The sequence below is a fragment of the Flagellimonas aequoris genome, assembly GCF_003584165.1.
GTDB classification, from domain to species: Bacteria; Bacteroidota; Bacteroidia; order Flavobacteriales; family Flavobacteriaceae; genus Flagellimonas; species Flagellimonas aequoris.
The window spans coordinates 879904-894040 of record NZ_QXFJ01000030.1; the positions used below are offsets into that span (position 1 = coordinate 879904).

A 14137-nucleotide genomic window follows, 5' to 3' on the forward strand; every position below is an offset into this window, starting at 1 on the left:
GCCGATTTTACTCGCTTTTGCGTTTTTTCACTTCGTAAGAAGTAGTAGTTTTAAGTTACTTAAAACATATCTTGCAAAATTCTATGAATTTTAATATAAGCTATTATTTTAGCTAAGTAATTGGTATTTCGACAAGTGTATCGAATCTTGCAAAATTCTATGAATTTTAATATAAGCTATTATTTTAGCTAAGTAATTGGTATTTCGACAAGTGTATCGAATCTTGGATAAAATACATCAATGCTAATTTTTAAGGAGTTGTTTGACATCTTCTAATTTTCTTTTCAAAGCGTAATCGGTCATTTAGTAGCACTTCCGCCGGCTGTTTTGGTATATATAAAATCCAAAAAAGTCTCAATCCGTAAATTGAGTGTCAAAAATAGTGATTGGCCAAAAAAGTGCATGGGACCTTTTCGTCCCATGGGCTTTTGCGTGGTTGCGAGGGTGCCAAGGGTGCCGATAGGCTTCCTTGGCTTCCGCAGGAACTTTGGGAGAGCATTGATTAATCGATTTTTACCGTTCCATGGCGATAGTATCTTTTGACGTTTATCCGAAGTAAGGTCTATTTTATCTCTTCAAACAAATAGGCTACCCGCACTTAAAAAGTAGTATGGAATAGTCACGGTTTCCGATCTCGTTTTCTTCCCTTTCAGATAGAAAAGAATTTCCGTAACACCATATCGATTCAGTCCCTGTACCCATTTAAACCCTTATGGTCTTATATGGCCTTATGTTGGAAAATAATTCATAAATGCTTGTATATTAACATTTTATATCTCTATATTCATCATTAATTATATAACTATTTAGGTGTATAAATCATTGATTAGTGCATTGATCAATACGTCATTTAAATAATTATCGAACGAACTAAATAATGAATTATGGAAACAAAGATTATTAGTGTCGTCGGCGAAAAAGGAGGTATCGGAAAAACGACCTTGAACATCATTTTGGCCTCCGACCTTTTTTATGCCAAGGGCAAAAAAGTGGTACTATTGGATTTGGACGATCCCCAATATTCCATTTACAATAAAAGACAGCGCGAATTGGAATCGTTGGATGAAGAAGAAAGGCAATCCATAGAACTTTATCCGATAGAACCTGTGACGGTTGCTACCCTACAGGATACCATTGTCAAGCACTACGGGAGGGTGGATTATATTATACTTGATCTTCCCGGAAGCTTGAACGTGGAAATGGTCAAAGGTCTTTTATATGTGGAGCATGTCTTTGTACCATTCGATCATGACGAACTGGAAATCGATAGCACTTCCCATTTTTATTTTACCCTGAAAAACAATTTCCTGGACAATGAGGAACGGATGTTAAAGAGTATCCACCTGTTCTTCAACAAATACAAGTTGGTCAAGAAAAGCAAATTTGCGGTGCTGCGCCAACAATTCCTTGAAGCGGACATACCGATGATGGAAAGTGTAGTCAAGGACAAAACCATTTACAAGGAACGGTACCGAAATACCCTCTATCCCATTCCCCAACATAAGGAACTGGGCGAGAAGGATATCAAACATTTTTTTAAGGAAGTTGCCCAATTAACGCGTTAAAAGTGGAATCATGAAAAAACAACGGAAAATTGATACGCTAGGACTTATTCAAAAAATGGCGGAGAAAAACAAGAAAACCGTGGATGTTCTGGAAGAGTTGAAAAACGAACGGGTGCCTAGCAAGTCTACGCTGGAGAACAAACAACATTCTGAGCGAAAATCCGTTAAGAAAAAGGACGAAACTACGGCTATTGGGAATTCGAAACCCCAAAAATGTGAAAATGCACCGGAAGGCAATGGATATGCTGTACAAAAGTTCGAACAGTTCCTAAAAGCGGAAAGCTTCAGGGACAGAAAGGAATCGTTCGTGCTCTCACTTAGTAGGGAGTGTATGGCCAAATATGAGAAATTGGCACAGGGAGCATCCTATAAATTAGAGATCAAAACCCATCGCAATGATTTGATGCGAAAGGTTTTGGAAGATTTTATACAGCAAAAGTTCAGGAAACTGCTAAACCTTATCGAACAGGAATAATAAAGAAAAATGAGTAGCTATTGGTACATATTGATTGGTTTGGCCCTTATCTATTATGGCTACGTTTCGTGGGTGCTGCTCAAAAAGAAAAGAACTTCAAAGAAAAAAGATTCAGATAAATTTGCTTATTTGCATATAAATAATAAATTTGTAAATAAATCAAATAATAAACAGACCGATTTAGGAGCTGTACTCGACCAGATAGACGAAGTGGAAGACACTTCAAAGCTTCTGGAAGCTTTTAAAGAGGGTTCATTAGATGATGATTCAAATTCCTTAACTCGCAAAAAGCATGAAAAACTCAAAGTTATCCGCAACAAGGATACGGCGGAAGAAGACCCGCCGGATTCCGAAACCTGAACTATTTCTCCTAGTTCTGATTCTAATCTGCATTCCTCTTTGCTCCTACGGGCAATTCGAACAACTCTTACAGGAGGCACAGGATTTTAAGAACGATTCCAAGACCTTATCCCGTGAAATCGTCGACATTATCAAGATCATTGCCGGTGTCGCCATTGCCATAACAGGGCTTGCCTATCTCTATATACGCGACCAGCAGACCGATCTTGCCAATAAGTTGGGTAAGGCCGTCATCGGTATCGCCATCTTTTTTGCCCTGATCGCCATCGGCGAGGAAATTGCCAACATCTAAATTTCCCGTCGCATGAAGAATCAATATATCCCTATCCAAAAGGGGCTGCAAAAGGATGTCCTATATAAAGGACTCAAGGCTAAATACATTATGTATTGTCTGTATTTGGTACTGACAGCCATCATGCTCGGTCTGGTAATTTCCACCTTTATTCCGATGATCTGGGCCTTGCTATTGATGGCCATCGTCATCGCAATCGTCTTCCTTGTACTGTTGTTCTATTCCCGAACCTATGGCGCTAACGGCTTTGTCAAAAAACTGGCGGATTCCCAAAAGCCCGATACAATCAAAGTTTCCAATCCGTTTGAAAATCTGTTGCTATGGAAAAACAGGTAGCACTTTGGGATGCGTTCCCCATCTACGGTTATGAAAGGCAATCCTTGATCGCGAAAGAAAAGGGGTGTGTGACTATCCCTTTGCAATTGGAACTTCCCGAAGTATTCACATTGGATGCCTCGGAATATGGACTCCTTCAAGAACTGTTCTTTAATATTATCGCCGTCCTGGGGCCGAACCGGCTGCTCCACAGACAGGATTTTTTCCTTCAGGAAAATTATCGTCCGATCAAGGAACGTTTGCAAGGCGATTTTTTGGAACGGGCCAACGAGCACCATTTTGAAGACCGTCCTTATCAGGTAGGAACCCATTACCTGTATATCAGTATCGTGCCCAAAAATTATATCAAGTACAGTTCTAAACGGGCGAACGGTTTCTTGGACAAGAACAGGGATTTCTATCTAAACCATACGGTCCCCAAAGAATTCATTGATACAAATGTATTGGCGGATTTCGAGAACCAGGTAGCGAGCGTCAACAACTTGATCAATTCGACCGGACTTATCAAATCCAACATATTGGAATACGACGAACTGTTTTCAGAAAACGGACTGTACGCCAAATATTTCGGACTGTCCGAAAAAAACCAAAATTTGAAGGATATTGACTTTTGTGGTAATCGCGTCAACATTGGGAACAAACAGGGCCAATTTTTCACGCTCGAAAACCTAGACCAGTTTACCAAGGACCATATCGGCACCCACGAACTGTACGGCAAATTCACGACCCGGCACAATCGCTTCCCCATCGGTAACCTTTTCTCTTTGGGCTTTAAGGTACCCCATGAACATATTATCAACCAATACATCTATATCCCGAATCAAGAAAAAGCCTTGGCCAGCCTTCGACGAAAAGCCAAGAGCTTTCAACGGTTCAGTTCGGGAAAGAAGGATGATAGTAACACCATTTTCGCCGATCAAATCTATGAGTACACCAAAGAGGTTCTTGAAAACCACAAGGAAACGGTCTTTTATCATTTGAACGTATTTGGTTTTGATGAAGGAAAAGACCATCAAAGACAGATGGAAAATTCCGTTGGCTCGGCCTTCAAAAAATTGAGAATAAACGCAAAACAGAATACCATAGATCGAAAGAACTTGTTTTTTGCAGGGGTTCCGGGAAACAGCATAGGAATCTCCTCGGATATGTACATGCCCATGCCAAGTGACATGGCCTCCTCCCTACTCTATTTTGAGGGTGGCTACAAGGATACTACGAATTCGGCTTATGGAATGCGATTGGTGGATCGGATTTCAGGGCGACCCTTGTCGGTAAGTGTCTACCGGGAACCCGAAAAAAAGGATTGGATATTTAACCGTGGTATGCTTGTCGCCTCCGGATCGGGAGGTGGTAAGTCCTACTATGTCAATCACTATATTGCTTCCGAACTACGGCAGGGCGGCGAGGCCGTTATCATGGAGGATGGCAACTCCTACGACAAACTGACGAAGGTATTCGGTGGGGTCGTTCTACAACATGACGATGCTCGCCCGTTTACCTTCAACCCCTTTTTACTGGACAAACATGATTTTATCCGATCTACCACCGAGAAACAGACCTTGGCGGAAAGTAAGTTGCTACATCTGGTATCCCTGCTAAAATTGATTACAGGGAGTACGGACAATGGCAATGATCTTGAGGTTACGAATACCGTTCTTGAACTTTTGGTTTCAGGCTACTATAGTGCCATGTGGGAGAACGATGATTCAAATTTTAAGTTCGATACCTTTTTCGAATTCTGTAAGAAGCAGGTCTCGGCTTTGATAAAAGCCAAGAAAATTCCGAAGGAAAAGTTCGATCCCAATGTTTTTCTCTTCCTATTGGAAAAATACCGTTCCGATGGCCCCAGAGGGAATTTGTTGAACAAAGAGGATAATAGAATCACAGGGCTTAGCGACCAAAAGGTGGTGTACTTCAAGTTGGGTAAACTTATAGACAACGAGCTGTTATTTCCCATTATCGCGCTGATGGTCATGGAAATTTTCAATAAGAAAATGCACGACCCCTCGAAACTGTCCATAAATAAAATCTTAGCGGTAGACGAGGCATGGAAGGCATTGGTCAGACCGGAACTGGCACATTATTTCAACAGCCAATCGAGAATGGCGCGAAAACTTGGTGGCCAACCCATTTTTATTTCACAGAAGGTGGATGACTTTACCTCCTCGGAGATTATCAAAAACGCCATTGTGGTCAATTCCCACATTAAGGTCTTTTTGGATATGCGGGATTTCGCTCAGTCTTTTGACCGAATCCAGTCCGTCATGGGTCTTGGAGAAAAACAGAAGCAACTCATCCTATCCATCAATAAAGACCTTCCGGAAGGCCGGAAGTTCCGTGAGGTAGCCTTTTGTTGGATGGACAGGGTAAAAGTATATGGCGTGGAAACCTCGGTGGAAGAAAAATGTATCTACGAGACCAATCCTACGGAAAGCTCAAGGATCAAAAAACTATACACTAACAATCATAATAATTGGGAGCTTACCGCAAAGGCCTACGCCTACGAAAATTCCCCTAAAAACAAAAACAAATGAAAAGAAGACTATTTATCCTAGTAACGATTGTTCCGTTTATTATGGCGGCGCAAATACCCGTAACGGACGCCGCTACCAATGCCAGCGTTGGTATGGTCAACAGCCAATTGATGAACATAAACATCCAATTAAAGGCTGTCAACAAGAACTTGGGGCGACTCATCAATCTGATGGAAAAGAACAACAACGAGACCTCAAAATCGAGAAAAATTCTGAAGGAAGAACTCGATGCCAAGAAGTCTTCGCCCGATTATGTTATGAAATCGACGGATGTCAACATGACCATGGATTTAAAGGATAAGATTCTTGAAGCTTACAGAAGTTCTAAAAATAGCATCCAAAAATGGAAACATCTAGAGCAGGATGAAATTCAGGAATTTGCAGGCTATACGGCCAATGCGATTCTAGAGGCCAAAAACCTGTTCAAACAATGTAATGGGATTATCAAAACCAAATCCATCATCCTTCCCGAAGAGCGCCTAAAAAAAGTCAGCGGCATCAACTCGAAACTCGAACAGCTTCTGGACGGCTTGATCGCCTACAATAACAAACTCTCGCAAATCAACGCTTTTCGGGAGGCCAAGTTGTCCTTGATCAATATGAACAAAGAATAAGAACAGGAATATGCAGGTCACGGAAAAAGGAATACGCGAAACGGTCAACGATATGTTCGACCAGTACATTGCCGATGCGTTCGAGGCGACCGATGCGATTGTTGATATTGGGCAGCAGTTCGCCTTTATCGGTATCGCATTGCTCGCGCTTAGGGTCTTTGTGAACCCCCAAACAAGAGCAGTTTTTTTGGAATACCTGAAATGGGTTCCCTTGGCCGTTTTATTGCTCAATTACAAAGTAGTAACAATGACCATTCTTGATTTTTATCAGGGCATCGGCAACTCCTTTAAGAGCAATGATATTTCTTGGGACATATTGCAAATGAAGGTCTTGGTCGCACAAGTGAAGTCCTCTTCCGATTATGCCTGGTCTTGGGTACTTTTAAGTGCAGATCCTGAAGCATTTCAGGCGTTTGTTCTCAGTTCCATAACCTCCGTGGTCGTCATGGTCGCATCGGTCATATCGGCGGTCGTATTCATTGGTATCAAAGCGATGTCAGTCATTTACCTCTTCGTTCTTATCATTTTCGGCCCTTTGAATATCGGGCTTTCGTTCATTCCCGTGTTCGGGGGAATGTGGAAGGCGTGGCTACAAAAGTTCATGAGCGTTTGTTTATGGATCCCCATGCTGTACCTCATTGACAATTTCATGTTGAACATTCTCGACAAGCTGATCGGTTCCATACTTCAGGGCGGAGAAGCCGATTTGGGGTTGGTACTCACGAGCGGGCTTTTGATTTTCATGAACGTTTTTATGTATTTCAAGGCACCGGTACTCTCCAATTTCATTGTTCAGGGAATGAACGTAAGTGCAGGTCACTTAAAGGAGCGTACAAAACACTATACCAAAAAAGCAGCACAAACTACGGTCGATGCCAAGACGGGAGGGGCTACAAAGGGAGTAAGAACATTGATACAGTAAACACCTTAACGATAAATATGGATTTTTAACGATTGCGCATAAACAGATGAACGATACTTATCACATTTTCAACGATTTAAACAAGATTCGTGCTAATAGCAACAGGGTTCTTTATATATCTTTAGCTCTTACGGTAGGTTGCACTTTGTTCAATATTTACTTTGGATATAAAACGAACGAAAGCGCAAAAAACCGTTTTTATTTGCTTGACAACGGACAAAAATTGGCCGCTGTGCGCATAAACGACCCCAAACGTGCGCTCGATATTTTGTGCGAAGGACATGTAAAAAACTTCCACGAACTGTTCTTTTCGTTAGAACCCGACCTACGATTTATTAAAAGGAATATAGAGGGCAAGGCACTCTATATGATAGACCATTCCGGTAAGCGGCTGTACAACCGCCTGTTGGATCAAAACTATTATGAGGATGTCGCCAAAAGCGACTATTCCATTGAAGTGGAGCAAGATTCGCTATATATCGACTACTCCGCTTACCCCTTTGCCTTTCGGTTTATGGGAAAACAAAAAATACGCAAGAATGAAAAGACGGAATATCGAAATCTAGTGACCAGCGGTTTTCTCTTGGAGACCAAATCAACACCTAATAATTTGAACGGGTTAAAGATTATCCGGTTCCATGTTCTAGAAAACAATGATTTACAATGAAACTTGACCGCGAAACATTCAATACATGGGTAAGACAGCACAAATTATTTGCGTTGTCGGCTCCGATTGTCGTGCTCCTGACGATATACTTTCTTGTGAACAGTCTAGGTTCTTTCGGAGAAGAAAACAGGCCATTGGCGGAGGACGACGGTTATAACAACAAGCTTCCCGGTCAAGAGAATGAACTTAAAGTCCAACGACCCAATGAGCTTTACAAAAAATCGCAAGAGGATTCTTTGGAACGATTACGCAATAATGGCACGTTAAAAAACATCGTGGAGACCAAACGGAAAAATGATTCTTTGGAACTGGTTCTGGAAGAACTGAACGCTTTTTCATTCGATGATAAACCATCGATGGAATCCGCAGAAATTATGCCTGCTTCAACACAAAAATCGACTGCCGATCCTAGAACTGAATTTAAGGAAAAGTTGGAGTATCGAAAACTGATGATGGAAGCACGTGACGAACGCCTTTCCCGAAGTCAGGATTATTCCGCACCCTACGTAGCGTCCTCAAATAAACCTTCCGCCAATTCAATTTCCCTCGATGCAGCCATCTATCGCGACCAGTTCATTCTTCCTGGTAATCGCGTAAAATTGATTTTAATGGAGGATACTTATTACAACGGTAAGCGATTTCCAAAGAACACTTTTGTTTATGCCACCTCAAACATACAAGGTTCACGGATAATATTGGAAGTAACCAATATCGACAATGTAAAGATGTCATTGACAGCTATGGATAAAGAAGATGGAATGATAGGACTTCACAATGAGCGGGCAGGAGCACTAATGCAGGAATTTAGGGCGAATATTGAACGGGAAGGTGTAAACGAACTATCCGAAGCGGCGGGGGAATCGATAGAATCGCCCTTGGCCCGTAATCTAGTAAGGTCTTTTGGCAATTTTTTCCAAAAGAAAAAATACAAAGAACGAGATAAGATTTTACTGGTCAACGGGGATCGTGTAATTCTAGTACCAAAAGCATAAAAAATGGCAAAACAGTTTTTTTTCATATTGGCTTTAACCATGATGTGCAAGGGTACGGCACAATACTGTACCGATACTTTGGAAGTTTCCAAAAAGTACAAGACCATTTTAATATTTCCCGAGAATATTTCGGAAAGTATTATCGGTAACGACTTTGGTTTTATAGCGGATTTGCCAAAGGCCGCTGGAAGTAAATTCCATGGGCGAATCTTAAAGTTATACTATGATGAGCTGGCACCTGAAAAAGAAAACTTCACAAACCATACGGTAATTACCGAATCAGGTAACGTTTATGACTTTATTTTGAAACTAAAGGAAAAACCAAAGAAGTTTACGTGGTACATCAAGCCCGAAAAGGCGATCACCAATATCAATGGTAATTCCAAGTCAATTAGTTTGGACGTTGCGGATCCAGGTTCAGAAACAAAAATAAAACGGATAGAAATTCCAGAAGAACAACTCACAATATCAACCAAAGATTCGGCAACAAATTCTATTGACAGGGCTACAAAAGAACTCTACGAGAAAGACCCCATGGAATATTACCGTCTGCGATGCTATTATATGCAGTTCGATAAGGCAAAGATTAGTCGTTATTTCTCAAGGCTGGACAATGTTTTCCTTTGGCTAAAGGGAGTGTATTACAATGAGGACGAACTCTATTTTCAGTACCGTATCGAGAACAAAGAGGGGCTTGACTTGGACATCAACTTCATTAAGCATCAACTGGCCACTAATTATAAAAATAGCAGTAGCAACCAAAAAATGCCTTTGGAACCGGTATTCGTTTACAAACGACCAAAAACGGTTTCGGGTAAAAGTGAAAACCACTTTGTAATCGTCTTTAAAAAGTTTGCTTTGGATGAAAAGAAAGAGGTGGTCGTTGAATTGGATGAAGAATCCGGAAATCGAAATCTTTCATTGAAGATAGGCCATGAAATTATCAACAACCCTATACACTTTTAAAATGAAAATCAATACGATAATTCTAGCACTTTTTATTTCAACTTTGGCCTACTCCCAAAGCGGCAACTATGCATCTTCCGTAGGGCTAAGTGGGGGTTACGCCGAAGATGGTTTCGGGATTATGGGGACGTATAATTACCATTTGAACCGAAACCGATATGCACAATTAAGTGTATTTGCAGCCATTGCGGAGGATAAAGGAAGTTTCGATATTCCTTACAACATATTTACAGTACAGCCAGGGTATTTCATTAAAGTTTGGGAGCAAAAGAACTTTAAAAAATATGCCATCAATGTTGGCGGCGGCGGTATTTTCGGCTATGAGGTCATCAATAACGGAAATAGTCTTTTGTCCAATGGTGCCATTCTGGATGCCAAAAGTCAATTTATATATGGGGTTTTCGTCGGAATTGAAGGAGAAATAACCCTCAGCAACGACTTTTCCCTTTTGATAAAAGCGAACGAATACTACCATATAAATAGCGATGTAGGTCAATTCTATCCCTATGCCGGATTGGGCCTTAGATATTTCCTGTTCTAAATACTTTGAAAATGAAAAATTTTATCCGACCGACCCGATTTTCGATTGCTGCCATCTTGGCAACTTTTGTCCTGATATTGGCATGTAGCAAAGACTTTGAGGGTGTTATCAAGGATGATTTTGACTTTAGTTTTACGGAAGAACATCCCGATGAAAACTTTGTGTTCGAAAATGCCCGGACTACCTTTTCTTTGGTACCGGATAAAGAAATTACCACGGTCGATTACTTTATGAAGTTCTCCTCTGATAAAGGCAGGGGATATTTCTTAACAATGGAAGGCGATACTATAAGGGAGCGGGACACTTTGCAGATAACCGACCGAAATTGGGCCTACAATTATGTGGCCATCGATACGGGTGCGCACAAAATCAGATTTTCGGCATGGGATACCAATACTAGAAAAAAGGAACTGGAACTTCTATATAATGCCAAGTACGCCAGCTTTAGCTTTCTGCTAAACAAGGGGGTCAACGCATTTATCATCAATTCTAAAAATCCGGTAAATGTCACATTACTCAGGGATAAGGAAACTGAAGATCCTGACAAAAAAGGGGATTTCGAGGTCGTTTACCAAATAGAAAACGGAACCGGGAAGCTTTATCTTGGTAACGAAGTCTTTGATGCAGGTAAACCATTTATCCTGCCCAAAGGCATTTCTGAATTGGAATATCTGCCCGAAAATTTGGGGGAACACAAACTTATCGTAACGGCCAAAGCTCCCGATGGCGCTACTTTGACGGAAGAATTGTTATTGAACGTTCTGAATTTGGACTTTATCCTCAATGCCACGGCATCATCGACCCAAGTGGAATTGGATACCAATTTGGCCATTGCCATCGATTTAAAAACACAAGATGAAGATTCGGAAGTGGAATATGAAATATCCCATTCCTTTTCTTCGACTAGTGAAGGTAGCGGAACGGTCAGGGACCACAATGGCGGGGTCATGGAACCGGGCCAATTTAGAACCATAGTTCCAAACTCTTACAATTATACGTTTACTAGCAAAGAATTGGGTAAGCGTAAGATATACTTTGATGTTAGGGATTCCAATGGACAGGTAAAACAGGATAGTGTTGAAATCGAGGTGGCAAATATTCCTTTCACTTTCAGCGGCAATTCGGAAAGCAATTCCGTTTTCGTTGAGGAACGTACGCAGTTCAATTTCAACGTTAAATCCAACGGCAATACCGAAAATATCGAATACACCATTTCCTATGAAATTCTCGAAGGTAATGGAAGAATCTCCGGAATTAATGGCAATACACTTCAAAATTCCACCGAGTACCCCGTGGAAATTGGTAATTTTTCGCTGTTCTATCATCCGGAAAGCCTAGGCTCTCATCAGGTTTCATTTCTTGTCACGGACAACTATGGTCAAGAAGTCGGTCCGGTTCTGATTGATTTGGAGACCAAACAGAACGATTTCACGGTCAGCATGACCCCTTCAAAAACCTCGGAATTTGCAAATATTCCCGTAAATGTGATAATCGATATTGATGAAATTCCGGAAGGAACCAACGATTCGTATGAGGCATTTTATTCATCGGGCAGAAACAGTTCGCTAAGGGTAAACGGCACGGAATATGGCCCAGGGGAAAAATTTCAGTTGGGGCCGAACATTAATAACGTGGTCTATACAGGTACAGAAGCAGGACAGCATGATATTGTTCTCAGCGTAGAATCATCAGCCAATGTGACCCATACGGCAAATACAGCTATTAGTTACAATCAAGTAGATTTTCTGTTTACGGGCGGTGCACAAAAATCGGATATATCGGTCGGCGAGATTACTACCCTGAACTTCAATATTTCGGAAAGTGTTGGTTCTTCTGATTACACAATGCGATACAGTATGAACGGTAATGCTTTGGTTAAGAATGAAAATGGGATCGAAGTCAGTGCCGGAAATGTTTATGATGTACCCAAAGGTAATTTCAATTGGAGCTTGGAAGGGACGGATGAAAGCAACATTACAATGACATTTTATGTCCAAAACGATACAGGATTGGAAAAAACCGTTAGTATTTCAGTAAACGTCAGTCCAAAAAATTACAATTTTACGGCAAATGCCACGCAATCTGATGCTTTTACCGGCGATGAGGTCGATATCAATTTCAATATCACGGAATTGGGCATCGGCGGAGACACCTATGTGATGTACTTCTCTTCCGGCGGGAGTAATGGTAGTTTTGAATACCAAGGTACTACCTATGCAGCAGGAGAAAGCTTTAGTGTGCCGGTCGGCTCGTTCCAAGGAACATATACGGGCATCTCGGAATCAAGCCATAATGTCGAATTCACGGCGCGTTCATCATCCAACGTAGAAAAAACAGACAACGTTAACATTCAGTTTGATAAGTACGAAGAATTCTTCGATTTCAATATCAGTCAATCTTCAGAGGATAAATATGAGGATGAGCCATTTTCAATAACCGCAGTCACGAATGCCACATCTGGTCATGACCCCGATGTAACGTATGAAATGACCTTTACTTTTACGGGGGCAAGTGCGGGCTACATCTATTTTAAAAGTAGAATTTATAGAGAGGGCGATATTGTTCCTCTGAACTACGGTTCAACCCCGATGCAATTCTTTCCTGAGACCAATGAAAACTTTACCATCAACTTCAGGGTTGAAAATTCAACTGGCATTTCTCAAACAGTAAGTGAATCGGTTGTCATGTTCAAAAAACCACAGGTAGCGGCCAAAGGCGAGAAACGAAATATAAGTTGTGGCGGTCTGAACGGTTGTGATTATCAAGTTAGAATCTATACTTGTTTTGACACCAACTGTAGCGAGGCATATAATGGTGCGACCCTTCAACAGGTGGAAATACGGATATACAACCGCAAAGACAGAAGATGGGATACTGAATTGTTCAACTATGATGATGCGCAAGGTACTGGTGTAGACCGCTATTTCTTATTGGAAGAGGAACCACGCGAAAGTCGTCTTAAGTATTTAGACCAACGATACGAAGTCAGGGTGCGCGACACTAATGGCCAATGGAGTGAAAAAGCGACAGGTAACGTAATTCGGGTATAAATCCAATCAGTTTTTTCTGTAGGTGATGGTAACAACCACATCCTCATCGCCCAAATTATCGTTGGTTTCTATGGTCATTTCGCTTTTGGTCATTTTGATGATTCGCATTTCATTGCGAACGTCAAACCGGATAATTGAATTGTTTATTAATTCATACCTGTCCTCTTCAATATTGGTGAACTGTCCATCTTCTTCGCAGGCTAGACCATTATCGTTAATGCTGTAATCGCCTTTTTCCCCTTCTCCTCTTTCAGTAAAAAAAGTGAGGTTATCTTTAATACATTGGCGTATTTCCTGGGTATTGAATAAATCAATATTAACTGTTCCGTCCCCATTGACATCGACGGCCCCGTCGGTCATTATCGCTTGGTATTCCCATTGGCCCAACAAGGCATTTCCCCTATCGGAATCAGAAACGGAATCATCATCATTACTACAGGAAAGCAAAAATCCTGTGGAAAGACAACATAAAAGTAGATGTGATATTTTCATGACAACGTGTCTATATCGGCACTAAAGTTATTAACCTACATTCTTTAAACAAGAAATTGTTAAAATAATTGTGCGCTGGCAAGATAAATGCATGGAGCGCCTTTTTGGGCCTCCATGCTTTTATGAGCGGTTCCGAGGAGGTTGAAAATCCAAAGCCGCAAAGACGGTGGGGTGTGAGCCAGCGTAGCGTGCTCGCTCGGCCAGACTTGAAGGCGGAGGGTTTTCAACTTCCGTAGGAGTATGGATTCACATTTCAGAGTTATTTGCACCATAAAATATCTATTTTCTAAGCTACGAAAGACAGAATTCTTATTGGGTGAATGAAACCTCT

General features: G+C 41.2%; 14 protein-coding genes. 13 read left to right on the forward strand and 1 reads right to left on the reverse strand.

Annotated features, from left to right (window positions below; all coding sequences use genetic code 11):
* Positions 1 to 884: 884 nt before the first annotated feature.
* From D2U88_RS17570 to D2U88_RS17630, 13 genes are all read left to right on the forward strand, one after another.
* Positions 885 to 1565, forward strand: a complete 681-nt coding sequence (locus D2U88_RS17570; RefSeq protein ID WP_094998918.1) for a ParA family protein — start codon at positions 885 to 887, stop codon at positions 1563 to 1565.
* 10 nt (positions 1566 to 1575) lie between these two features.
* Complete coding sequence (locus tag D2U88_RS17575; protein ID WP_094998919.1) at positions 1576 to 2040, forward strand: hypothetical protein; 465 nt, start codon at positions 1576 to 1578, stop codon at positions 2038 to 2040.
* A 9-nt stretch (positions 2041 to 2049) separates the two neighbouring features.
* Entirely contained in the window at positions 2050 to 2400 is a 351-nt protein-coding gene (locus tag D2U88_RS17580; RefSeq protein WP_094998920.1) for a hypothetical protein, read from the forward strand.
* Positions 2333 to 2692, forward strand: a complete 360-nt coding sequence (locus tag D2U88_RS19425; protein WP_147378610.1) for a hypothetical protein — start codon at positions 2333 to 2335, stop codon at positions 2690 to 2692. Before D2U88_RS17580 ends, D2U88_RS19425 begins: the two co-directional genes overlap by 68 nt.
* Positions 2693 to 2704: 12 nt before the next feature.
* Positions 2705 to 3028, forward strand: a complete 324-nt coding sequence (locus D2U88_RS17590) for a DUF4133 domain-containing protein (RefSeq protein WP_094998922.1) — start codon at positions 2705 to 2707, stop codon at positions 3026 to 3028.
* The gene (locus D2U88_RS17595) at positions 3013 to 5562 is read left to right on the forward strand and encodes a TraG family conjugative transposon ATPase (protein WP_094998923.1); all 2550 of its coding nucleotides are present in this window, start codon (positions 3013 to 3015) and stop codon (positions 5560 to 5562) included. Before D2U88_RS17590 ends, D2U88_RS17595 begins: the two co-directional genes overlap by 16 nt.
* The gene (locus D2U88_RS17600; protein ID WP_147378611.1) at positions 5559 to 6176 is read left to right on the forward strand and encodes a hypothetical protein; all 618 of its coding nucleotides are present in this window, start codon (positions 5559 to 5561) and stop codon (positions 6174 to 6176) included. Before D2U88_RS17595 ends, D2U88_RS17600 begins: the two co-directional genes overlap by 4 nt.
* A gap of 10 nt (positions 6177 to 6186) precedes the next feature.
* Positions 6187 to 7098 carry a TraJ family protein gene (locus D2U88_RS17605; protein ID WP_094998925.1) on the forward strand — a complete coding sequence of 304 codons (912 nt, stop codon included), beginning with the start codon at positions 6187 to 6189 and terminating at the stop codon, positions 7096 to 7098.
* A gap of 202 nt (positions 7099 to 7300) precedes the next feature.
* A complete protein-coding gene (locus D2U88_RS17610) occupies positions 7301 to 7765 on the forward strand; it encodes a hypothetical protein (RefSeq protein WP_147378612.1) in 465 nt (154 codons plus the stop codon).
* Positions 7762 to 8757 carry a conjugative transposon protein TraM gene (gene traM / locus D2U88_RS17615; protein WP_094998927.1) on the forward strand — a complete coding sequence of 332 codons (996 nt, stop codon included), beginning with the start codon at positions 7762 to 7764 and terminating at the stop codon, positions 8755 to 8757. The genes D2U88_RS17610 and traM overlap by 4 nt, the downstream gene beginning before the upstream one ends.
* Before the next feature lie 3 nt (positions 8758 to 8760).
* Positions 8761 to 9723 (forward strand): DUF4138 domain-containing protein, encoded by a 963-nt coding sequence (locus D2U88_RS17620; protein ID WP_094998928.1) that lies wholly within the window; start codon positions 8761 to 8763, stop codon positions 9721 to 9723.
* Between the two features lies 1 nt (position 9724).
* Complete coding sequence (locus tag D2U88_RS17625; RefSeq protein WP_158657215.1) at positions 9725 to 10264, forward strand: conjugal transfer protein TraO; 540 nt, start codon at positions 9725 to 9727, stop codon at positions 10262 to 10264.
* Positions 10265 to 10275: 11 nt separating this feature from the next.
* Entirely contained in the window at positions 10276 to 13314 is a 3039-nt protein-coding gene (locus tag D2U88_RS17630) for a TraQ conjugal transfer family protein (RefSeq protein WP_119641800.1), read from the forward strand.
* A gap of 6 nt (positions 13315 to 13320) precedes the next feature.
* On the opposite strand, the gene D2U88_RS17635 is transcribed toward D2U88_RS17630, so the two are convergent.
* Entirely contained in the window at positions 13321 to 13806 is a 486-nt protein-coding gene (locus D2U88_RS17635) for a hypothetical protein (protein ID WP_147378613.1), read from the reverse strand.
* Positions 13807 to 14137 lie beyond the last annotated feature (331 nt).